The 23494-nt window shown below is 52.3% G+C and carries 20 protein-coding genes; 11 read left to right on the top strand and 9 right to left on the bottom strand.

The window, feature by feature from the left end; genetic code table 11:
* Window positions 1–7: 7 nt before the first annotated feature.
* Window positions 8–1300 carry an NCS2 family permease gene (locus tag AC55FS_RS09305; protein WP_496935805.1) on the bottom strand — a complete coding sequence of 431 codons (1293 nt, stop codon included), beginning with the start codon at window positions 1298–1300 and terminating at the stop codon, window positions 8–10.
* Window positions 1301–1448: 148 nt separating this feature from the next.
* Between AC55FS_RS09305 and AC55FS_RS09300 the strand changes: the two genes are divergently transcribed.
* Both AC55FS_RS09300 and AC55FS_RS09295 read left to right on the top strand, forming a co-directional pair.
* A complete protein-coding gene (locus AC55FS_RS09300) occupies window positions 1449–1991 on the top strand; it encodes an adenine phosphoribosyltransferase (RefSeq protein WP_496935804.1) in 543 nt (180 codons plus the stop codon).
* Between the two features lie 2 nt (window positions 1992–1993).
* On the top strand, window positions 1994–3031 hold the full coding sequence (locus AC55FS_RS09295; protein WP_496935803.1) for a nucleoid-associated protein: 1038 nt from the start codon (window positions 1994–1996) through the stop codon (window positions 3029–3031).
* Window positions 3032–3124: 93 nt separating this feature from the next.
* Here the strand turns inward: AC55FS_RS09295 and AC55FS_RS09290 are convergent, their stop codons facing one another.
* The 5 genes from AC55FS_RS09290 to AC55FS_RS09270 all read right to left on the bottom strand — a co-directional run bounded on the left by AC55FS_RS09290 (window position 3125) and on the right by AC55FS_RS09270 (window position 7779).
* The gene (locus AC55FS_RS09290; RefSeq protein ID WP_496935802.1) at window positions 3125–3829 is read right to left on the bottom strand and encodes a hypothetical protein; all 705 of its coding nucleotides are present in this window, start codon (window positions 3827–3829) and stop codon (window positions 3125–3127) included.
* A gap of 361 nt (window positions 3830–4190) precedes the next feature.
* Complete coding sequence (gene tcdA / locus AC55FS_RS09285) at window positions 4191–4985, bottom strand: tRNA cyclic N6-threonylcarbamoyladenosine(37) synthase TcdA (RefSeq protein WP_496935801.1); 795 nt, start codon at window positions 4983–4985, stop codon at window positions 4191–4193.
* A gap of 33 nt (window positions 4986–5018) precedes the next feature.
* Window positions 5019–5636 (bottom strand): chalcone isomerase family protein, encoded by a 618-nt coding sequence (locus AC55FS_RS09280; protein WP_496935800.1) that lies wholly within the window; start codon window positions 5634–5636, stop codon window positions 5019–5021.
* 299 nt (window positions 5637–5935) lie between these two features.
* Window positions 5936–7255, bottom strand: a complete 1320-nt coding sequence (locus tag AC55FS_RS09275) for a TonB family protein (protein WP_496935799.1) — start codon at window positions 7253–7255, stop codon at window positions 5936–5938.
* A 56-nt stretch (window positions 7256–7311) separates the two neighbouring features.
* A complete protein-coding gene (locus AC55FS_RS09270; protein WP_496935798.1) occupies window positions 7312–7779 on the bottom strand; it encodes an SUF system Fe-S cluster assembly regulator in 468 nt (155 codons plus the stop codon).
* A gap of 198 nt (window positions 7780–7977) precedes the next feature.
* Between AC55FS_RS09270 and sufB the strand changes: the two genes are divergently transcribed.
* The 6 genes from sufB (at window position 7978) to sufT (ending at window position 13909) form a co-directional block, all read left to right on the top strand.
* The gene (gene sufB / locus AC55FS_RS09265; protein ID WP_496935797.1) at window positions 7978–9474 is read left to right on the top strand and encodes a Fe-S cluster assembly protein SufB; all 1497 of its coding nucleotides are present in this window, start codon (window positions 7978–7980) and stop codon (window positions 9472–9474) included.
* Between the two features lie 98 nt (window positions 9475–9572).
* The gene (gene sufC / locus AC55FS_RS09260; protein ID WP_496935796.1) at window positions 9573–10325 is read left to right on the top strand and encodes a Fe-S cluster assembly ATPase SufC; all 753 of its coding nucleotides are present in this window, start codon (window positions 9573–9575) and stop codon (window positions 10323–10325) included.
* Between the two features lie 14 nt (window positions 10326–10339).
* A complete protein-coding gene (gene sufD, locus AC55FS_RS09255) occupies window positions 10340–11650 on the top strand; it encodes a Fe-S cluster assembly protein SufD (protein WP_496935795.1) in 1311 nt (436 codons plus the stop codon).
* 11 nt (window positions 11651–11661) lie between these two features.
* Window positions 11662–12879: an aminotransferase class V-fold PLP-dependent enzyme gene (locus tag AC55FS_RS09250; protein ID WP_496935794.1), complete on the top strand. Its 1218-nt coding sequence runs from the start codon at window positions 11662–11664 to the stop codon at window positions 12877–12879.
* A gap of 20 nt (window positions 12880–12899) precedes the next feature.
* Complete coding sequence (locus AC55FS_RS09245; protein ID WP_496935793.1) at window positions 12900–13271, top strand: HesB/IscA family protein; 372 nt, start codon at window positions 12900–12902, stop codon at window positions 13269–13271.
* 110 nt (window positions 13272–13381) lie between these two features.
* The gene (gene sufT / locus AC55FS_RS09240) at window positions 13382–13909 is read left to right on the top strand and encodes a putative Fe-S cluster assembly protein SufT (protein WP_496935792.1); all 528 of its coding nucleotides are present in this window, start codon (window positions 13382–13384) and stop codon (window positions 13907–13909) included.
* 38 nt (window positions 13910–13947) lie between these two features.
* Here the strand turns inward: sufT and AC55FS_RS09235 are convergent, their stop codons facing one another.
* A complete protein-coding gene (locus tag AC55FS_RS09235; protein WP_496935791.1) occupies window positions 13948–15246 on the bottom strand; it encodes an acetyl-CoA C-acetyltransferase in 1299 nt (432 codons plus the stop codon).
* A gap of 309 nt (window positions 15247–15555) precedes the next feature.
* Here AC55FS_RS09235 and AC55FS_RS09230 point away from each other — a divergent pair, with 309 nt between their 5' ends.
* Together AC55FS_RS09230 and AC55FS_RS09225 are read left to right on the top strand one after the other, a co-directional pair.
* Window positions 15556–16974, top strand: a complete 1419-nt coding sequence (locus AC55FS_RS09230; protein WP_496935790.1) for a 3-oxoacyl-ACP reductase — start codon at window positions 15556–15558, stop codon at window positions 16972–16974.
* Window positions 16975–17069: 95 nt separating this feature from the next.
* A complete protein-coding gene (locus AC55FS_RS09225) occupies window positions 17070–19259 on the top strand; it encodes a bifunctional diguanylate cyclase/phosphodiesterase (RefSeq protein ID WP_496935789.1) in 2190 nt (729 codons plus the stop codon).
* Between the two features lies 1 nt (window position 19260).
* Here the strand turns inward: AC55FS_RS09225 and AC55FS_RS09220 are convergent, their stop codons facing one another.
* A complete protein-coding gene (locus tag AC55FS_RS09220; protein WP_496935788.1) occupies window positions 19261–19446 on the bottom strand; it encodes a tRNA (uracil-5-)-methyltransferase in 186 nt (61 codons plus the stop codon).
* Window positions 19447–19541: 95 nt separating this feature from the next.
* On the opposite strand from AC55FS_RS09220, the gene hrpB reads away from it, so the two are divergent.
* Window positions 19542–21965, top strand: a complete 2424-nt coding sequence (gene hrpB, locus AC55FS_RS09215; RefSeq protein WP_496935787.1) for an ATP-dependent helicase HrpB — start codon at window positions 19542–19544, stop codon at window positions 21963–21965.
* On the opposite strand, the gene AC55FS_RS09210 is transcribed toward hrpB, so the two are convergent.
* Window positions 21962–23206, bottom strand: a complete 1245-nt coding sequence (locus AC55FS_RS09210) for a hypothetical protein (RefSeq protein ID WP_496935786.1) — start codon at window positions 23204–23206, stop codon at window positions 21962–21964. The two genes, hrpB and AC55FS_RS09210, sit on opposite strands and share 4 nt — an antisense overlap.
* Window positions 23207–23494: the final 288 nt, after the last annotated feature.

The following is a 23494-nucleotide window of genomic DNA, read 5'->3' as shown; positions in this document are numbered from 1 at the left end:
TTTTTTATCAATCGAGGAAAATCACCTTCAGCAACAGCAGTGCTGCGATAATAAACACGCTAACATTGACCTCTTTGTGCTTACCAGCCAGCAGCTTGGCGGCTGCGTAGGTAATAAAGCCCAAGGTTATACCGTGGGCAATCGAGAAGGTCAGAGGGGTCATCAACAAAATAACCGCCACGGGTGCTGCTTCGGTTAGATCATCCCACTCTACTTCTTTGAGAGTAAACATCATCAATACCGACACATAAAAAATAGCACCGGCGGTGGCGTAAGCTGGAATCATGCCTGCCAGAGGAGCAAAAAAGATCGCTAACAAAAACAGTACACCGACTGTCACCGCCGTTAAACCGGTACGACCACCGGCAGCGACACCCGAGGCACTTTCGATATAGCTGGTGGTGGTTGACGTACCCAAAGCAGCACCCGCTACAGAAGCAGTACTGTCAGCCAGCAATGCACGCCCTAAACGCGGCACATCACCGCTAGAAGTGGTAAGGCCGGCACGCTGAGATACCGCAATCAAGGTACCTGAGGTATCGAACAAATCGACAAATAGGAACGCAAAAATTACGCTGACCATGGCCAGGTCAAAGGCCGCACTCACATCCATCTGCATAAAGGTAGGGGCCAATGACGGTGGCGCCGCGGCAATACCCGAATACTTCACATCACCAGCCAACATGCCAGCCACTGTCACCAAAATAATGGCCAGCATCACAGCACCTGGTACCTTGCGCTGAATAAACATCACAATCAGAAAGAAGCCTAAAATCGCCAGTGCTGGGGACAGCTCAGTCAAGTCGCCCAAGCCCACCAAAGTGGCCGGATTATCGACAATAATGCCGGCATTTTTAAGCGCAATCAGCGCCAAAAATGCCCCAATACCGGCAGCGATGGCTTTTTTTAGCGTCGCTGGAATGGCATTGATAATCCATTCACGAATTTTAAATAAGCTCAGGGCAATAAACACCAGACCCGACAAAAACACCGCGCCAAGCGCTGCTTGCCAGCTATAGCCCATGCCGAGCACCACACCATAGGTAAAGAAGGCGTTTAAGCCCATGCCGGGTGCCAGCGCAACGGGTAAATTGGCCCAAAAACCCATAATAAAACAGCCGATGGCCGCTGCCACACAGGTGGCAACAAACACCGCGTTGTAATCCATACCAGCGTCAGCCAGCATCGCAGGGTTAACAAAAATAATGTACGCCATGGTAAGGAAGGTGGTGGCCCCCGCTACCAATTCAGTGCGTAGATTGCTGCCGAATTCCGACAGCCGGAACAGTTTTTCCAGCATAGTGAGCTCTCGTAAGGGTAATGCGGCTGACCGCATGGGCAGATTTTTTACTGGCGGGCAGTATAATGGCTCGCTTTTGGAGCGTCACCCAAGCAAAGGCTACAATCGCCTACTTTGGCGTGAACAGAACTACCACTAAGAGATCGTTATGAGCGCATACAGCCAGGAAATCCGTGAAGCCATCCGTACCGTACCCAATTGGCCAGAACCCGGAGTGATGTTCCGTGACATCATGCCACTGCTGCAAAGGCGCGATATTTTTCGCAAGCTGATCGACAGCTTTGTGCATCGTTATCAGAACATGCAACTGGACGCCGTGGCCGCCATTGATGCCCGTGGTTTTATTCTCGGCTCGCCGCTGGCCTACGAGTTGGGCCTGAGCCTGGTGCCAGTGCGCAAAAAGGGCAAACTGCCGTTCGATACCGTCACTCAGGAATACCAGCTGGAATACGGCAGTGCCTGCATCGAACTACATACCGATGCCTTTAAAGCGGGCGATCGAGTGTTAGTGATGGACGATCTGATTGCGACCGGCGGCACTATGCTGGCAGCCTGTGAGCTGGTGCGCCAACTACAAGCCGAGGTGGTTGAGGTCGGTGCTATTATCGATTTGCCTGATCTTGGCGGTAGTCAAAAGCTGCGTGACGCCGGCTTTGACGTTTATGCCGTGTGCGAATTTGACGGGCATTAATCATGGCGCTGCTGCACTTTATTACCCATCGCATTGAAAAAAGCGAAAAAGACCCAGGCGCCAGCTTCACCCACAGCGAGGATGAAGCCAACCTTGAACAGGAGCCACTGGCAGGCTTTTGCCAACACACAGCGCAGCAGCTCAAAGGAATTTTGGCCAAGCGCGGTGGTCGCCGCTATGGTGCGTTCCACCCAGAAGCCATGCAAGTGGCGGCTCTGCTGCAAGATTGGCAAGCCAACCGCCAATCCTTTGCGGCGGTGACTCGTCGACTGGGGTTATTGTTGTCCGCCAGCCTGGACAACAGCGAACACGCCATTGACGGCTATTTTGCCTTTTTCGTTGAGCAACTGGCCGACAGTGATCGTTTTTATGTGTTTCATCTACAACACAGAAGCAGCGTTACTGTCGCCGCCGACATGAGCCTAAGCGAGACCCACTACCTGGATTTCGCCAGCACGGGCTTTGGCTTGATGCTGAATCTGACCGACTGGCAGCAACAGCTAGCCAACTACCTCACCTGGACCTACGGCCGCGCCGACCGTGCCTTGCAAAACCACTTTGCGGAGGTATTAGGTTTTTGCGATACCCTCGACAGCGCCGAAGAAACACGCGAGTTCTTGCAGGCCGTTGAAGACTATAGCCAACAACTACCGAGTGAAAAAAGCCACGAGTACAAAGCCAAAGTGGTGGAATATTGCGTCGAACAGGATTTACGCGGTGAGCAAGTAGACGTCAAAGAGCTATCCGACTACGTCAGCGCCAGTGTTGAAATGGACCAGCCAGCGGGACAGGATTTTGCCCACTATGTGGTCTCACGCCAACAAGACAGTGATGGCAAGCAGCCCCTGCCAGAGCAGCTGACGCCTGATCGCAAAACCTTAAAGCAGTATCTGCGCTATAGCGGCAAAAATCGCGACCTGAGCATCAGTTTTGCGGCCCACCTTCTGGATGAAACCATTCACTATCATGCCGCCAGCGACACCTTGACCATCAAGACGCTGCCCGACAGCTTGCGTAAACAGCTACGTGGGGACGACTGATTCAGTCATTGCGCACAACCTGCTCCGGGCCCACCCTGAGCAGGAACGTCAGCGTCAATCATTACCGCGGCCGTCGAGCAGAGGTTACAGAACTTAGCTATCAGCGCTGATCGACTGGCTCGATAAACCGGCGGTCAAAATATCGCGCATGGAATCTGTGGTGCGACGAACGATAAACACCGCGCTGTTGTTGTTGTAATCGAGGATGGCCTTTTCCACAAATTGCCATTTGCCTTGCAACTTGCGTTTTATATCGGCAGGCAAACTTGGCAGCAGTTGGCGAAAGCGCTGAGCCGCCGCTTCGATGGTGTTGTCAGTCACAGACAGACCGCCAAACACATTGATATTAAAATACATATAACCGGCCACCATCTGCTCCAGGGCGGCTAAGGCCTGCAACATGGCACGCAAATCGGCGTCAGTACCTGCCTCATTGCCATCCTTCGCCAGGCGAATGGCTTTGTACAAGGCCTGCTGCTGCTCATCCAAGTTAACCGGGTAGCGCACATCACCATTACTGGCCGCCACTTCCAAATTTTTTTCAATAAACCGTCGACTGTTACGCCACTGATCAGCCAACTGCGGCCATTGACCTGCCAGCTCATTGACCTGCTTGTCGGTGTCAATCAAGGTTTGCTGTAGACGTCGCCGCGACAGGCCATCACCCTGCCGCAAGGATACCAGGCTGGCATCGGCGGTGGTTTTATACGCCAGCGCTTCCAGCGTGAGTAGCTGCTGCTCGTTGGCCCACCCACACAGCGGCATGCATATCAGCATGCCCAAAATCAATCGCAACATCGCTATACCGTCCACTTGGGCGCCTGCAAGCAGGCGCTTTTATTATTTTATCTAGGGCCTGTTAACACTATTTCGATCACGCTGTTATAAACTGAAAACCCCTCAATCAAGGCACGAAGAGTGATGTTTAGCGAGTTGAGCAACACAGATTGAGGGATGTTCAGCCATACTCCGAAGAGCTGGAGTCCGTTATTCGTTGCTTATTTAACCCGTTAAACCACGCTCCTCATGTCTCACTCAAGCAGCAAAGAGCTAAATAGCGTTAACAGCCCCTAACATAACGACAAAACGGTCTAAGGCAAACGACCAAGCGGGACACACAGTTTGTCTTGTGGGCCAACGACCAGCGGCGGCAAAAGCGTTAAGCCTTGTTATGATCGGCTGCAGCAATGCGTTCCACCACCCTGGCGGCAGCCACAAAGCCAAAGGTTCCCGTTACCATAGTGGCCGCACCAAAACCAGATGAGCAATCGAGGCGGGTACTGTCGCCAGCAAATTGTTTGGTCTGACAGACACTGCCATCGGCTTGGGGATACTTCAACTGCTCAGTGGAGTACACACAAGGAATGGAATAATTGCGTGAGGCATTGCGAGAAAAGCCGTATTCGCGGCGCAACAACGAACGAGTCTTTTTCGCCAGCGGATCATTATGGGTTTTATTTAAATCCGTCACCTGGATTTGCGTCGGGTCTAACTGGCCACCAGCAGCCCCTGTGGTCACCACGCGAATCTTGCTGCGTTTACAGTGTGCCAGCAGAGCCGCTTTGTTTTTAACACTATCGATGCAATCAATAACGTAATCAAAGCGGGCATCAATCAGCTCGGCCACATTATTGCGGGTGACAAAATCGACCACCGCATGCACCTGGCATTCTGGGTTAATCGCACTGATACGTGCCGCAACGGCCTCAGCTTTCAGCTGACCAACGGTCGATGTGAGGGTATGTATCTGACGATTGCTGTTGCTGACACAAATGTCATCCAGATCAATCAGCGTCAGCTGACCAACACCAGAGCGGGCCAGAGCTTCAGCAGCCCAGCTACCGACACCACCAATACCAACAATGCAAACATGAGCGGCTTGCAGTCGCTGCAAGCCGTCGACACCGTAAAGGCGGCCGATGCCGCCAAAGCGATTAAGATATTCGGGATTCACGCCAATACCGTTACAGCAAAAGCGCGCAGTATATCAGAGGGTGCTGACCTGAACGTCACTATCACGCAACCAACGTGTGGTTTGAGCAATGCGGCGCAGAGAAGGTTCGGTACTGTCAAAGTCGTTCAGTAACTGGCGAACCTGATCAGCTGGCAAGCCACCGGTAAGACCCAGCTTAAGCTGAGGAATGGGCGCAATACGAGCCGTTAGTGTGTTTACCAGCATTGGCAGGAAATCAGCAGACAGTTCGGCATGATCACGGTAGTTCAAGCTAACGACTACCTTTTCACCACGCTGTTCCAGCACGATGTGATCACCTTCCTTCAGCTCACCACGAACCACAGAGGTAAAACGAACCAAATCAGCATCAAACTTGGCCAGATTGGCTGGGGACTGCACCACTGCCAGAGCATCCATCCATAATTGTGCAAACTTGCGGGCGGAAATTTTCTTTTCCACCACTTTCAGTTCCAACCGTTGCGCTGGGCGACCATCCGCGCGAGCCACAATAGGATCTGAATCGCTGTACAAAGCAGTAATAAACCAAGGCTGATTCAGTGTTTCGAAAACACCAATTCCTTCCAAATCAGCGGCATTTGCTGCCACGGCCATTGTCGTCCCTAACATGGTAAGCAGCAGTCGACGTAACATAGCCATAACTCCAACCTTGCCAGATGCTGTGTAACTTTTGGTCACAACCTCACGCACCTGACCCTTATTAATGTATGGCTCTATTGTCGTTTGTAACTGTGTAACCAGCAACGACACAATCCGCCATACAGACAAATAAAGCGTGAACAGGTTAGCAATTTTGCTAAAAGGTGACGTTTTTTGTCAGTGGGCCACTATTAATGGGGCTCTGCCACTGGGTCGAGTGACCAACAGCGGCAGATATAGAAAGCTGCACAAAGCGATTTTGCACAAGCAAAATGACAGAGTTGAATTGACGATTAGTTCGTCAAAGCAAAACGGAACGGCAGTTCAAATTCCAACATGTCTTCATCCAGCAACTCGGGGGCCGTCGGATATGGCGCCGCATCTTCCACCGCTTTACGCGCAGCGCGGTCCAACGCTTCGATGCGTGAGCTTGAACTGGTTTCAAGATCGACTATCTGCCCATCTCGCGACAATCGAATCAACACCCGCACTTCACCTTCCTGGCCACGCTTCAAAGCCCGTCGCGGATAACGCACAGCCTGAGTTGCTTGTGAAATCAACTGCCGATAATAACCCACCTCAGCCATTTGCAACGCGGCCCAATCCACCGCAGCCACAACGGGTGGAGTCACCACAACAACCTCTTGCTCGGTCTGGCTTTGGTCAGACAAAGCCAGCTCTGCATCGGTTTGCTGTAAAAGAGAGCCCTCGCCACTTGCGTCAACGGCTAGGTTCAAAGGCGACTCTGATGTCGAAGTCGATTGCTCTTCAGCTATCTCATCAGTCACTACGGACGGAAGCTGTTTTTGCTCTAATGGTGCAGGCTGTTCTGCTATCTCCTTCTCAGGGGCGGGGGCGGGAGCTCTAGCCACTTGGACTGGCACAGTATCCTTTTGCTCAACAACGACTTTGTTAGCAACCACCTTAGGCGTGGCTTTGGGGGGCGTATGCGCTTTAGTTTTTGCGCTTTGTTTTGGCACAACCGCTTCTGCCACTACCGCAGACGGCACTGGCGCTATCGGTGTAATCCAACCTTCAATCACCTGCTGACGCCCAGCCTGTGGCTGAATGGCTTCGACCACCGCCACTGCCTCGGCTCGACTTTCTGGCTTAAAGCCCAACAGCTGTTGCTGAAAAGCCGGAGAATAAGGAAAACGACCGACCCAGGCGTGCGCCAGCAAAGGCACCAAAGCACTATCTGGCCAACTCAGCACTTCAACTTCATTAATGCTGACACGACTGTGACCATCAACATTACTAATAAGCACCTTATCACCCGGTTCTAACGTACCTCGTACGCAGCGCAGAAAACGCCCAACTGGCTCCGCCGCTGCCCGTAGCTTACTGTCATCTAGGTTGATGGCTAACGCTTCGTTCCATATTCGGTAAAAGCGTCGCGACGACATGGAATCAGAGACAATACGCATTTCCAGAACCAGCTGCGACTCGGGCCGCGCCCAGCCTTTCCAATCCGATTCGTCGCTATAGACCGACGCACGAAACATATCGGTCCCCAAACGCTGGTACACTGCCGTTCCTTGCAGAGGCGGCAAAGCCGCAAGCGCCGTTGAACTACACACCCAAAAAGCCAGCAACCAGGACAGCCGTTGCATGTGAACTCCTTATTAGTCTTGTTATCGTCACCCGCGCAGCAAAGCAGCCCTTTCAGTCAGAGGTTCACCAAACGAATGCGTTGGTGACTGTCTAACACCTGTGCAGGCAAATGTTTGGCCAGTGTTTGCTGGCGAACATCTTCTAATGTGACCCGGGCCAAAATCTGCATCAGCAGCTCGTTAACGCCCATCCAGCCAGAAGCCAGAGAACAACTCGATTGAATATCACAATCTGACCCAGATTGACTACACTCCGTCAGCGCCACTGGCCCTTCAAACGCTTCCACCACATCTAAAATTCGCACTTGCTGAGGCGCCCTGGCTAGCCGATAACCGCCATGGGCACCGCGTTTGGCAATGACTAGGCCGGCATCGGCCAATGTCTTCATTACCTTGCGCAAAGTGGACACTGTCAAACCTGTCGCTACAGCCAATGACTCCGTCGATTGCTGTACGGAACCCGCTTGCGCCAATGCATCCAACACCAAGATGCCGTAGTCCGTCAATTTGCCTATCTTCAGCATACGCCTTCCCCCTCACCACATTTAATGAGAAACGCTCTCGATTGGTCAAGTTTCGACCATTTTGATAGGATGCCGCGCTTAAGCATACCAATGTGGTAATCTTTATAATACCTGAGTAAAATACTCTGGATTTTTACCCTGTGACCAGCGCTTGGGCACTGAATAACAAGGCAGCCACTGCCGGCAAGAGAGATTCCTATGAGCAGCCAGACTGAGACCCCAAACCCAGCCCTCCATGACGGTGTCGTACTAGACGGCAAAGATGCAGAGATTGGTCGTCGTATTGGCAAGGAATATCAAGCTGGTTTTGTGACCGAGGTAGAGTCAGACACTCTGGCTCCTGGTCTGGATGAAGACGTTGTGCGCTTTATTTCGGCTAAAAAAGGCGAGCCTCAATGGCTCACTGACTGGCGCTTAAAGGCATTTCGCGCCTGGCAGGAAATGCAAGAGCCGGATTGGGCACACCTGCATTACGAAAAACCTGATTTCCAGGCCTTATCTTATTACTCTGCTCCCAAAAGCATGGCCGACAAACCCAAAAGCTTGGATGAAGTCGACCCTGAATTACTGCGCACCTACGAAAAGCTCGGCATCCCACTGCACGAGCAAATGGCGTTAGCCGGTGTTGCTGTTGATGCGGTATTTGACTCTGTGTCCGTTGCCACCACGTTCCGTGAGAAGCTGGCAGAAGCGGGCGTTATTTTTATGCCCATTTCCGAGGCTGTACACGAGCACCCCGAATTAATTCAAAAGTATTTGGGCAGCGTAGTACCGCAAAAAGACAACTTTTATGCCGCACTGAATTCGGCGGTCTTTTCCGATGGCTCTTTTGTCTACATCCCCAAAGGCGTTCGCTGCCCGATGGAACTGTCGACCTATTTCCGCATTAACGAAGCCAAAACCGGCCAGTTTGAACGTACCTTAATTGTCGCCGATGAAGGCTCTTACGTCAGCTATTTAGAGGGCTGTACCGCCCCCATGCGTGATGAGAACCAGCTGCATGCCGCAGTAGTAGAGCTGGTAGCGATGGACGGTGCAGAAATCAAATACAGCACAGTGCAGAACTGGTACCCAGGCGATGAACATGGCAAAGGCGGCATATATAATTTCGTCACCAAGCGTGCGGTGGCCCACACCAATGCCAAGGTCAGCTGGACCCAAGTAGAAACCGGCTCAGCGGTCACCTGGAAATACCCTAGCTGTGTATTAAAAGGCGACAATTCCGTCGGTGAATTTTATTCTGTAGCACTAACCAACAACTACCAGCAAGCCGATACCGGCACCAAGATGATTCACTTGGGCAAAAACACCCGTTCTACCATCATTTCCAAGGGTATTTCTGCTGGTAAAAGTAACAATGCTTATCGCGGCTTGGTGCGCATGAATCCCAATGCCGAAGGTGCCCGTAACTACACCCAATGTGATTCACTGCTGATTGGTGATCAATGCGGAGCACACACTTTCCCATACATCGAAAGCAAGCACCCTTCTGCCGTAGTTGAGCACGAGGCCACCACCTCTACCGTCAGTGACGACCAGCTGTTTTTATGCCAACAACGCGGCATCGATACCGAAAAAGCCGTTTCCATGATTGTTAATGGTTTTTGCAAAGAGGTGTTTAAAGAACTGCCAATGGAGTTCGCCGTCGAGGCAGGCAAGCTATTGGAAGTATCGCTCGAAGGTTCCGTCGGCTAACGCCCCGCATTTAGCACCGGCCTGCCCGGCAGGCCAACATATATTTTTACTCAGGCGCATCGTAATACGCCGGATAATGGAAAAAGGTACAGGCAACCATGATCAGCATTCAAAACCTGCACGCCAACGTTGAAGAAAAAGCCATCCTGAAAGGCTTAAATCTGGAAGTAAAACCAGGCGAAGTACACGCCATCATGGGTCCTAATGGTGCGGGCAAAAGCACATTGGGCAATGTATTGGCGGGACGTGAAGGTTATGAAGTCACCGACGGCAGCGCCATATTTAATGGTCAGAACATTCTTGAGCTGGACCCAGAAGAGCGAGCACGCGAAGGACTGTTTTTGGCATTCCAGTACCCAGTAGAAATCCCTGGTGTTTCTAACTTGGAATTTTTGAAAGCGGCCGTCGATGCGGTACGTGAACAGCAAGGCAAAGAAGCCCTAGATTCAGTGCAATTTTTGAAGCTAGCACGTGAAAAGTGCAAAGCTGTTAACTTGGATCAAAGCTTTTTAAAGCGCGGCGTTAACGAAGGCTTTTCTGGCGGTGAAAAGAAGCGCAATGAATTGATGCAAATGATGCTGCTCGAACCTAGCCTGTGCATCTTGGATGAAACTGACTCGGGTCTGGATATTGACGCCTTGCAAGTCGTTGCCGAAGGTGTGAACGCCATGCGTGATGAGCAGCGCAGCTTTATTGTCGTTACCCACTATCAGCGCCTGCTGGATTACATAGTGCCCGATTATGTGCACGTACTGGCCGATGGCAAAATCGTAAAATCTGGCGGCAAAGAGCTGGCGCTGGAGCTGGAAGAAAAAGGCTACGGCTGGCTTGAACAAGCCGCTGAGCAATAGCAGGAGCCGTGGCCATGAGTGAATTTATTCAACAACAGCTACAGCATCTGGATAGCCTAGCCAAACCCCAATGGCTAGCCGATAGCACGGTCGCTAGCCGACAGCTATTTGCCGATGCAAAACTGCCAACACGCAAAACTGAACTATGGAAATACACCCCAGTTCGCGCCCTAACCGATGGTCTTTTTGCCGCCTCCGCCGCCAGCTTTAGTGCTGCAGGCCTGGACGAATACGCCACCATTCCGGCGCTGGGCAGCCACCGCTTAGTGTTTGTTAACGGGCGCTTATCGGCTGAATTATCGAGCCACGACGCATTGCAGCAGGTAACGCTATTCAGTGCTGCGAGCGACGCTCAGCAAGCACTGATTCGCCAACATCTGGATGATGTGATGCAAGGTGAACAGCGCCACTGGCTAAACGAGCTCAACAGCGCGTCTTTAACAGACGGCGTATTATTGCACGTTGAAAAGAATCAGCGTTTAAGTCAGCCGATTCAGATCAGCTGGTTAAGCACACCACAAGCCGATGCATTTAGTGTTAATGCACGTATGTTGGTGGTGTTGGAGGCCGGAGCCGAAGCGACCTTAGTAGAGCACTACGACTCCGCCACAGATCAGCAAAACTGCCTGACCAATGCGGTCACAGAGATTCGCCTGCACAACAACGCCAAGCTGCAACACTATCGTCTGCAACTGATGCAAGAAGACGCTCTGCACGTTGGTGCCGTGCACGCAGACCTAGGTCGCGATGCCCGCTATCAGTCCTTTCATGTCAGCCTGGGCAGCCAGCTGACTCGCAATGATCTGGTAGTGAACCACAACCAAGGCGGCTCCCATTGCGAAATGCATGGTGTGTATGTTCCGCAACATCAGCAATTGGTCGATTTTCATAGCTGCATAGAACATAAGGTTGCTCACTGTACCTCGAATGAAGTATTTCGCGGCATCATGAACGATAAAGCCAAAGCGGTATTTAATGGTCGTATCCATATTCATCGCCAAGCGCAAAAAACTCTAGCGGAGCTCAGCAATAAGAACTTGCTGCTGACCAACACCGCCGAAATCAATACCAAGCCCGAGCTGGAAATTTACGCCGACGATGTTAAATGCGCCCATGGCGCTACCGTCGCTCAGCTGGAAGAAAAGGCACTATTTTATCTGCAAAGTCGTGGCATCAGCCGCGATGAAGCCGAAGTCATGCTGAGTTTTGGTTTTATTAATGAACTGCTAGAAGCCCAGCCCGACGATGCGATCGTGCAATACCTGCGTCCTATTTTGGCACGTCGCTTTGGCCGTGATTACCACCTAAGCCGCCATCTGCTGTAAGGAGCTGACGCATGAATGAGCTGATACAAGCAATACGCGCAGACTTTCCGGCACTGCACCAAGAGGTGAATGGCAAGCCGCTGGTGTATCTGGATAACGGCGCGACGACACAAAAACCGCAGCATGTGATCGATGCCCAGCGTGATTTTTATCTGCACGATAACTCCAATGTGCATCGTGGCGCACATACGCTGAGTGATCGCGCCACCTTAGCCTTTGAGCAAGCCCGTAAAACCGTACAAGGTTTTATTAACGCCGCCAAAGCAGAAGAAATCATTTGGACCCGCGGCACCACGGAATCGATTAATCTGGTGGCGCATAGTTTTGGTGATAGCTTGCAAGCAGGCGATCACATTTTGATTTCCGCCATGGAGCATCACGCCAATATCGTGCCTTGGCAAATGTTATGTCAGCGTAAAGGCGTTGAGCTAAAAGTTATTCCGGTAAATGAGCTAGGCGAATTGGATATGGACGCCTTTGCCGAGCTGTTAACCGAACGCGTCAAGTTGTTGTCCATCGTGCATGTATCCAATGCACTGGGCACGATTAATCCCATAGAAGATATGATTCAACACGCCCATGCGATCGGTGCCAAGGTACTGGTTGACGGAGCACAGTCGGTGGCGCACTGGGACCTGGACGTTCAAGCGCTAGACATCGATTTTCTCGCCTTTTCTGGCCATAAGCTGTTTGGTCCTACCGGTATTGGCGTACTGTATGGCAAAGAAGCACTGCTGGATGCCATGCCGCCCTATCAAACCGGCGGAGAAATGATCGAGCACGTCAGTTTTGACGCCACCCGATTTAATGCCCTGCCCTTTAAATTCGAAGCTGGCACACCCAATATTGCTGGTGTGATTGGCTTAGCGGCAGCCATTGACTATTTGCAGGGCCTCGATCGCATCGCCCTGCTTGAGCATGAAAATGGCCTGCTGAAACATGCTCGCCAACGCGCGCAAGACATGGGGCAATTACGCCTGATAGGCGACGCCAATAATAAAGCCAGTATTTTTGGTTTTGTTATGGAAGGTGCCCACCCTGCCGACGTGGGTACCTTACTGGATCAGCAAGGCATCGCGGTACGTACCGGCCACCATTGTGCCATGCCGATTATGGAGCAATTTGGTGTGCCAGGATCGGTGCGCGCATCATTTAGCTTTTATAATACCCTGGACGAGGTTGATGCCTTGTTTCGCGGATTAGAAAAAGCCAAGCTGTTTTTGCTGTAAGCTGACAAGAGGATATTCAGATGAGCATCGAAACCTTTGACCCCATGGCTCAGCCCAACATTGAGCCCAAAGTCAGCATGACGGCCGCTGCCATTGCCCACATCCGCAAGCAGCTGGAAAAGCAAAGCGATAAACGTGGCGTTAGGCTGGGTGTTAAAAAAAGTGGCTGCTCTGGCTTTAAGTACGATATCGAGTTTGTTGATCAAGCCCAAGACGGCGATTTTCTGATCCAGGTTGCCGATGACCTAGAGTTATATATCGCCGCAGATGCCGCTCAGTTTGTACAGGGCACTGAAATCGATTTCAGTCGCGAAGGTTTAAACAGCACCATCAAGTTTAATAACCCCAATGCCAAAGATTTATGCGGCTGCGGTGAGTCTTTTTCGTTATAAACCCTGACGCGCCTGCCAATGGCATGCGTATTTGGCCATAACGGCCCTAGTTTTTAACCCAGCGGCGCCAGCAACTTATTGCGCCGCATTTGTTTATGCAGGAGCACCTTGTGGAAAAACGCATGGTGGTCGCCCAGCAGGATTGTCCCGCCCGCGCGGTCCCTTCTGGAGTTCCCACAACCATTCCAGCCGGCAGTTTTGTCACCATCAACCAAGCGTTAGGCGGTAATTATACCGTCACATTGCACGGCAATATGTTGCGGGTGGATGGCACCGATGCCCATGCCTTAGGATTGGAAACGGAAGTAATCGAGTTTGAGCAGCGCCCTGGCACACAAGTCCACGAGGACCAGATACGCCAAGCGTTAAAAACCATTTACGACCCGGAAATTCCCATCAACCTGCTCGATTTGGGCCTGATTTATGGCATCGATGTTAACAACCAGCAGGTCATTATACGCATGACCCTAACCGCTCCGACCTGCGGCATGGGCCCGGTGTTGGTATCAGACGTTAAATACCGGGTCGCTAAAGTACCCAATGTGAATCAAGTCGACGTGGAGCTGGTGTTTGATCCACCTTGGCACAAAGACATGATGACTGAAGAGGCCCAACTGGAAGCCGGGCTGTTCTTCTAAAATCTGACGCCGCCCCCTAAGGAGAGCGGCGTTTTGCTTTATGGCCGCTCGAGAATGGCCACTACACCCTGACCACCAGCGGCACAAATGGAAATCAAGCCTCGACCCGAGCCTTTTTCTTCCAACATTTTCGCTAACGTGGCAACAATACGACCACCCGTGGCGGCAAACGGATGCCCGGTCGCAATAGACGAGCCATTCACATTTAACTTGCTGCGATCAATCTCTCCTAAAGGCGCCTCTAACCCCAAGCGCTGACGACAGAAATCCTCGTCTTGCCAGCATTTTAGTGTCGATGCCACCACACCGGCAAACGCCTCATGAATTTCATAAAAATCAAAATCCTGCAGCGTTAATCCCGCTCTTTGTAACATACGTGGTACCGCATACGCTGGCGCCAGCAACAGGCCTTCTTTTTGCTTTGCCCCTTCCTTGCCAAAAAAATCCACCGCAGCGGTTTCATAACAGGTTAAGTAGGCTTTAATCGGTAAGTTGTGGGCTTTTGCCCACTCTTCAGAAGCCAGCAGCACCACTGATGCACCATCGGTCAAGGCCGATGAATTACCCGCCGTCAAAGTGCCCTGGCCTGATTTTTTATCAAAAGCAGGTTTTAAACTGGCGAGTTTTTCCAGATCAGGTTTGCGCGCCAGGTTATCACGCTCCAAGCCCATAAAGGGCGTTACCAGATCTTCAAAAAAACCGCGCTGATACGCCGCCAGCAGGTTTTCATGGCTGTTAAAAGCAATTTGATCTTGCTCTTCGCGGCCAATGCCCCACTCTTTCACCGTCAGCTCGGTGTGCTCACCCATCGACAAACCGGTACGCGGTTCGCCGTTTTTAGGAATCAGAGGTAGCAGGTGTTTGGGACGAATTTTCCCCACCAGTTTCAGTTTATCCTTGGTGGTTTTGGCGCGATTCATATCCAATAATATTTTTCTCAGCCCTTCACTCACGCCAATCGGAGCGTCACTGGTGGTATCTGAGCCACCAGCAATGGCACTGTCGATTTGCCCCAGGGCAATTTTATTGGCCGCCATCATAATGGCCTGCAAACCAGTGCCACAGGCTTGTTGTATATCGACCCCTGGCGTTTGTGGATCCAGGCTAGTACTCAATACCGTTTCACGCGCCAGATTAAAGTCGCGGCTGTGTTTAATTACGGCACCGGCAATAAATTCACCGATACGCTCACCTTGCAAATGGTAGCGATTCACCAAGCCGTTGAGTGCAGCGGTCAGCATGTCTTGATTCGATGCGTGGGAATACGCAGTATTGGAGCGAGCAAAAGGAATTCGGTTACCGCCAATAATGGCAACGCGGCGTATGGTCTGGGTCATAACAACATCCTGATAAATAAACGGCCAGAGACAGCCAATCGAACGGCACACAAGGGGCAGATGCAACAGAATTGGTCTGCCCACCATCACGCACTCCAGTGTAGGCAGTCAAGACAGGGCTTCATTGGCTGAACTGACGCTCTTGCGACTAACGCCTGTCAATTTCAGTTGTCCGATGAACTGCTGTAATCTGACTACCTTTCTGTGTCCATACCATGGCTCGTCCATGTCACGGCTCTGCCTGCACCATGGATGCGACAGCCACTGGAGTACGTCTCCGCGAACGATAAGCGAACGGGAAATAGTGCCATGAGCAACTTTTACGAAACCATGCTGAACCATAACCTTGGCCGCAACCTGCTTAAAACCGTCGGCTTGCCTACGCCCATCGAGCTGAAACGTTATCGTGCCGAGCAGGCGACGTTTTTCAGCGGCAAAGTATTGCTCGGTGGCAGTGATAACGCCGTATTATTAGAAGATATTCTGCGCAACTTAAAAGACAGCGACGCCAGTGTGTTTTACCCCGCAGCAGCGCGCAGCGCATCGGTGCTGGTAAATGCAGCAGAGAAAGTGGGGATCAAGGTCATTGGGATCGAATGCAACAAAGATATGCGCGAAAAGTTTGATGCGCTGCTGTTTGATGCCTCTGGCTTTAACAGTGCCAGTGATTTGCACCAGCTGTATTATTTCTTTAACCCAGTAATGCGCAAACTTAATAGCAACGGCCGTATTGTGTTATTGGGGCGTCCGCCGATGTTAGCAACATCGGGTGAACAAGCCGCCGCCATGCGCGCATTGGAAGGTTTTGGCCGCAGTCTCGCCAAAGAAATTGGTAAAAAAAGCGCCACCTGCCAAACCTTGTATGTTGAAAACGGCGGCGAGGCTGCGATGGATTCGTCACTGCGCTTTTTACTGTCGGCTAAGTCCGCCTACGTCGATGGCCAGGTCATTCAGGTAACTAAAGCAAAGGCACCCGCCTACCCTGACTGGCACAAACCTCTCACTGGCAAAGTCGCCCTGGTCACCGGCGCCTCCCGCGGTATAGGTGAAGCCATTGCCCGTACCTTAAGCCGTGATGGTGCCACTGTGGTCGGCCTCGACATCGCTGCTGCAGAAGCCGACTTACGCCGTGTGATGGCGGAATTAGGCGGTGAATACATCATTGCCGATATCAGCCAGGAAAGCGCGCCGCAACAAATCTCCGATGCATTAAAGTCGCTGGGCGGCGCCGATGTGGTGGTGCATAACGCTGGCGTCACCCGCGATAAAACCCTGGCCAATATGCCAGAGCACTGGTGGCAAATGACCATCGACATCAACTTAGCCGCGGAAGAGCGTATTAACCAGGCTTTGTTTGAGCAAGGCACCCTCAACGCGGGTGGTCGCATTGTCTGCGTTTCTTCCATGAATGGCATTGCCGGCCAAGTAGGCCAAACCAACTATGCCGCCTCTAAAGCCGGTGTCATCGGCTATGTACAGTACATGGCCAAAGAGCTGAGCAAAAAAGACATCACCATCAATGCCGTGGCACCGGGTTTTATTGAAACCGCGATGACCGACGCCATTCCCTTTATGACCCGCGAAGTTGGCCGCCGCTTAAACTCGCTGTCACAAGGCGGCAAGCCCATTGATGTGGCCGAAACCATCGCTTACTTTGCTAATCCAGCGTCGTCCGGTGTTAGCGGCAATGTGATCAGGGTGTGTGGCCAGTCGCTGGTAGGAGCATAACCTCGCGACTGACGTAGCCACCAGGGCTGCACTCAGACGAAGGCATCACAAGCGGTCTATAATGAGACAGATCTGTCATCGTCATAGCCGCTTGTATGCCTAATCTGCCGACGGCACCACCCAACGCGATCGAATCCTATACCCGCCTGCTGGAACATATAGTGTCCGGCCAGCCCCTAAGCGACGTGCTGAGTGGCGTGGCAGCCGTGCTGGAGCAGCAACTGCCCGGGGCACGGGCATCGATTTTACTGATCACCGAAGACGGCAAAAACCTGCGCCACGGCGCAGCCCCTAGCCTGCCGTACGCCTATAACCAAGCCGTTGATGGCATTCCCGTTGGCGAAGGCATTGGCAGCTGTGGCACCAGCGCTGCCACAGGCAAGCCGACCATCGCCGATGATATCGATCAGCACCCCTACTGGCAGAACTACCGGGCACTGGCCAAGCAATACGGTCTGCGTGCTTGCTGGTCGCAGCCGGTGTTTAATTCCGAGCAACAGGTGTTAGGCACCTTTGCTATCTATCATTCGCAGCCCAAAGCACCCAACCAAGAAGAGCTGAATATTCTCGACAATATGGCAAAGGTGGCCGGAGCCGCGATTGAGCAAAGCCATCTAAGCCGACGTCATAAACTGGCGCAAACCCTGGCTCGCCACTTGCCCGTCGGTTTGATCGTGACCGACCACCAACATCGTATTATTGAAGCCAACCCAGCTTTGTGTGAATCGGTGGGCTACCTGCGTCAGCAACTGATTGGTGAGACGCCCGAAATTGTTTGCCCGAGCCTGGATAAACGCAACTTTGAACGCCTGCTGCTGCACAGCCAGCGCCGCGGCGGCTGGCATGGCGAGCTGCTTTGTCGGCGTCGCAATAGCGAAAGCTACACCGCCGAGGTGCGCTTTTCTCAGGTTCACAATGAGCAAGACGAACTGCAATATGCCGTGCTGCTGCTGTCTGATGTGTCGGAAAGCAAACGCTCCCAGGAAACCATTCACTACCTGGCCAACTACGATGTTTTAACCGATTTGCCCAACCGCAACCTGTTTTATCAATACCTCACCGAGTGCATGGAAAAAGCCCATAAACAGCAAGACAAGTTTGCCCTGATGTTATTGGATTTGGATTATTTTAAAGAGATTAACGATCAGTTAGGCCATGAAGCCGGGGATGAACTGCTGATTAAAACCGGCAGTCGGTTGATGCACTGCCTTGGCGATAAGGTCACCCTGGCTCGTTTAGGTGGTGATGAGTTTGGCATTATCGTGCACGAGCATTGGGCCGAAGTGGCAGCGGCGGTGGTTAAGACCGTCAACCAGCCCTGCCGCATTCGCCATATCCACCAGCAGCGGGTCACCGCCAGCGTTGGGCTGGCCATTTTTCCCGACCACGGCGACACCATAGAACGACTGATGAAAGCCGCCGATCAGGCCGTCTATGCCGCCAAAGACAGAGGCCGCAACGGCTTTTGCCTATTCGATAGCCATATGGAAGAACACGCTCAAGAACAAGCCAGCCTGCACCAAGACCTGCATAAAGCACACGATGACGATCAGTTTGAACTCTACTATCAGCCGCTGATCAATGTGCAATCCGGTGAGGTATGCCAGTTAGAAGCCCTGTTGCGCTGGAATAACCCCAGGCTGGGCTTAGTATCGCCTGATCGTTTTATTCCGCTCGCGGAAAAAACCGGCATGATTCGCGAGATAGGTCACTGGGTCAGAGACAGCGCCATGGGCCAGTATCAGCGCCTGGCACAACTGGGCTGCGCCCTGCCCATTGCGGTGAATTTATCCTCTGCGGAGCTGTACGATGATCAGCTAGCGCAACGAATTATTGGCCAATGCCAGCACTACGGCTTGCCAGCTAACGCTCTGGTGGTGGAGATCACCGAAAGCCTGCTGATCGACAATAAACAAGACACCCAGGCCTTTTTACAACAGCTGCAACAAGCTGGCATTGCCATTGCCATCGACGACTTTGGCACCGGCTATTCATCGCTGTCGTATTTGGCGGCTTTTCCAGTGCAGAAGCTAAAGATTGATCGCAGTTTTATTCAACAAATACAGCAAGACACGCGCAAACAAGCACTGGTCAGCACCATGATAGATTTGGGTCACGCTCTGGGGATGGAAGTTACCGCCGAAGGCATAGAAACCCAGCAAGAACTGGACATGCTCAAGTCTCAAGGCTGCGACACCATTCAGGGCTTTTTAATCAGCCGCCCCATGCCGGCGGCGTTATTGGAGGAGTTTTTAGCCGCGCGGCTAAAACCCTCCAGCAATTAACCTATCGGCCTTTTTTCCGGCTGCGTTTTTTATTTAGGTAATCACGCACGGGTTTGGGCTTATCGGGCAAAGCGCGAGCAAAACGCTGCTGCATTTCTTCCACTTTTTTCTCTTTGCGCTGATGGTCGCGTTCCTGCTGCACGGCCTGACGGCGTGATTGCAGTGATACCACATTGGAATCTGACATAGTCGCACTCGCTGTAACAATCGCCTAAGAAGGGCGGAAAATCATCGTCCATGCTACTATGCCGGGCCCCAAAATACGATCCATGCCCGCCCCTTATGGCCCAATCACTGCCCATCGACAGTCTACTCGAACCGATCTGTGAACACTTGCAACAGCATCACAACCTGATTCTGACCGCAGAGCCCGGTGCCGGTAAAACCACCCGCCTCCCGCTGGCACTGCTGCAACAACCCTGGCTGGCTGGTAAACGCATTCTGTTGCTCGAACCCAGGCGCATGGCAGCCCGCAACGCTGCTCACTATATGGCAACGCAATTGGGGCAAAAGGTTGGCCAGACCGTGGGCTACCATATTCGCCTTGAGCGCAAGGTCTCGGCTCAAACCCGATTGGAAGTGATCACTGAAGGCCTGTTGACGCAGCGCCTGCAGCAAGACCCAGAACTGAGTGATGTTGGCCTGATTATCTTTGACGAATTTCACGAGCGTCATCTGCACTCCGATCTGGCACTGGCCCTTAGCCATCAATGTCAGCAGCTATTGCGTGACGATTTACGCCTGCTGGTGATGTCTGCCACCTTAGATACTGATGCCCTGGCACAACGGCTTGAAGCACCTTGTTTACATGCTCCTGGCCGCAGTTTTCCGGTTGACGTGCACTACCGCCCGGCCCAAGGCCAAGAAGACCTGCTGAGCCATTGCTTGCGCGTAAGCCGTGAAGCCCTGCGCCAGGATGGCGGTGATATCTTGCTGTTTATGCCAGGCGTAGGAGCGATCAATGCCTTTATTGAACGCTGGCAGGACAATTCCGTCAGCGTATTCCCTTTGCACGGACAACTCAGTGATTCACAACAGCGTCAGGCATTAGCGGTACACGACAAACGTAAAATCATCGTCGCTACCAATATTGCCGAAAGCTCACTGACCATTGAGGGTGTCGATATTGTGATTGATTCGGGACTCGAGCGCGTGGCGGTGTTTCAGCCCAGCAATGGCCTGCAAAGTCTGCAAACCCGCGCCATATCCCAAGCATCGGCCGAGCAGCGCAGCGGCCGCGCTGGGCGTCAACGCGCCGGCCAAGCTTTTCGCTTATGGGCCGACAGCCAGCATCACAGTCGCGCGCAACACAGAGATGCAGAGATCAGCCGCTCCGATCTCGCCGGCCTAGCCCTTGAGCTGCTGAAATGGGGAGCACAGCCAGAGGAGCTTTTGTGGCTCACTCCACCGCCGACCGCCTTCATCAACCAAGCCAATGACTTGCTCGAACAGTTAGATATTCGCACGCTACAAGGCGGCCTCAGCGAACACGGCCAGCAGTGCGCCCAGTTAGGACTAGAGCCTCGCTGGGCCCATGCACTGCTGCTGGCCGCGCGCCATGGATGCCAGCGCCGGGCCGCCGAGTTGGCCGCCTACCTGCAACAGTGGCCGCACAATCAACGCCGCAGTGACGATATCGAACGAGAACTGGCCCATGCCAAGCGTCAGCCATTATGGCAGCAACGTATCGAGCCCTTGTGTCAGCGCTGGCTGCATGCATTGCCTGCCATTGAGGTAACGGACGAGACCGAGCTGAGCCTGGCGCAGATATTGTGCCTGGCCTTTCCTGATCGCATTGCCAAGCGCCGCCCGCAGCAGAACCGTGCTCTTTTGGCCTGCGGCAGCGGTGCCGAACTATCACCAAATTCTGACTTGCTGCACTACGACTGGCTGGTGGTTGCACGTTTAGGAGGCCAGCATGGCCGCATTGACCTAGCCGCCGGCATCGCCTCAAACCAGCAACTGCTGCAGCACCCCTGGCTGTTACTGCACTCTCGAACTGACGTCAGTTGGAACGATCAGGGGCAATTACAAGCGGCTGAAAAGCGTTGCTTAGGAGAGCTGGTACTAAGCCAAAGTCGACTCACGGAGCTGACAGCACAGCAGTGGCACAGCGCCTGGGATGATTACTTTCGCCGTCGTGGTCTAAGTGATCTTTCGTGGGATGATAAAGCCCGCAATCTGCAGCGCCGTATCGCCCTGCTAGCAGCGCAGCAACCTAGCTGGCCCGATTGTAATGATGATGCCTTGCTTGATCGCCGGTCAGAGTGGCTACTGCCGCAATTAAACGATTGCCGCCACCCTCGCCAGTTGCAACAGCTCAACATGACGCAGCTATTGATGCAGCAGCTGGACTGGTCGCAGCAACAGCAATTAGAACAGCTGCTGCCGGAGCAATGGCTTAGCCCGACTGGTCGTTTACTGACTATTGATTATCAACAAACACCGCCAAGAGTGAGCGCACGACTGCAAGAATTTCTTGGCTGCCAGCAACACCCGCAGTTAGCCGGACAGCCGCTCACCGTCGAGCTGCTGTCTCCGGCGGGCCGGCCGATTCAAATTACGGCCGACTTACCTGGCTTTTGGTGCGGCAGTTATTTGCAAGTTCGCAAAGACATGCGCGGGCGTTATCCCAAACACCATTGGCCAGAAGACCCTGCCAATGCTGAGCCTTTGCGACACAGTTTAAAACACAAAAATCGTTAACTGGGCGTGTACAAATTAAATACCATGACGCGCACATGAATATGTCGCTGGGCATCTTCTGACGCGCGCAGCACCAATTGCCACTCGTTTTCCAACTCGGTGTGTTGCAGCTGGATAATGTCTCCATGGTCACTTAGACACTGGGGAATATCTTGTAAAATACGGCTAAAACCAGCCACCTGTTTATTAAACACCACTACAGCCGCACGACAATCGCGCCAGGTTAAATAGCCCTGCAACTGATCTATGGCAGATAACAGGCTCTTTGGCCCTTTCCACAACTTGCATTCCGCCACAAAGGCCGAGCGCCCATCAACCGGAATATGAATATCGGTTTTGCCACCTTTATTAAAGGTCTCTCCCGTTGCTGCGCCTTCATAGTGGCCATTAAGGTGGGCCAAAATAATATCGCGCAGCGACTCTTCAGAAAATTGTTGAAACGTGGCCGGCGAGCGCTCAAAAGACATTCCTTCTAAACGAATAACGTTGAGCATATGCGCATACTGCTCATCCAACAGCTCAGGTTCTGCAGCCACCGATGCACGTAACGGCTTAACCTGTACAGCAGGTTTTTGTCTCGGCCAGTGTTCTGGCCAATCCGGCGATTGTTTATTGCGCTTAAGTGGAATGCCTAATAAATCCGGGATTTTTTGCACTACGTTAAGGTGCTGGCGCTTACGCTGCAGTCGTTGATCAATATCGCTGATCAGTTGCTGTTTAAAAACAGCGATTTCTTCTGCCTGGGCAGTGATATGCCGTTCAATATCGTCAAGGTCTTGTTCAAATCGCTGCTTTGCTTCTTGCTCGACCTGAGCCAAAGGCAGCGAATACTCCAAGCATAATAAGCCCACATTGGGATCATCACGACTGGGCCAAGGTTCACCCATCGGAAAAGATAAACGATGCTGATTGGAAGTCAGATGCCAAAGCTCTACACTGCCGGCATAGGGGATTTCAACCCGAATCTCAACACCTGCAACGCCTTCACGCGGGCTAAATACCAAGGTGTCGCGATCATCGATTAAACCCACGGTTTTTTGCGTCCAGCTGTGCTGAATATTGTCACGAAATATCGTCAATGGCTGTAGTAGCAGTTGATCGGCGATATGCTGGCGAATGTCATCGTCGCTATTCGCCTGTAGCTGCTGCTCGCACACGTTAGCCATCAACTCCGACACCTTTGCACGGCGCTCGAGCAAATGGTCCACCAACGCTGATCGATAAAACAGGCTTTCTATCAAGATTCTTTCCTCATAATGTGTGCATTCCCTAGCACACCACTGAACAGATAAAGGCAATATACAGCCACTCGCATGTAAACAGAACGGTATACTCGTTGATGGCAAAACTTTGCACCGCAAGGGAGATGTGCGCTTTAAACCAAATAACTGTGCACAGCAGTGTCAGAATTGACGAAAAAATACCAGTCAATTAGCGACACAAGAGCCAAGTTACGCCATTCCGACAAGCGATCAATTTATATACAGGGTTAGCTCTTTTTTTTGACTCCTGTATCAGTAAACTAACGC

The organism is Bacterioplanes sp. CLAM21, assembly GCF_059641015.1.
The sequence above is the reverse complement of the archived record's forward strand: the minus strand, read 5'-3'. Positions and strand labels throughout refer to the sequence as shown.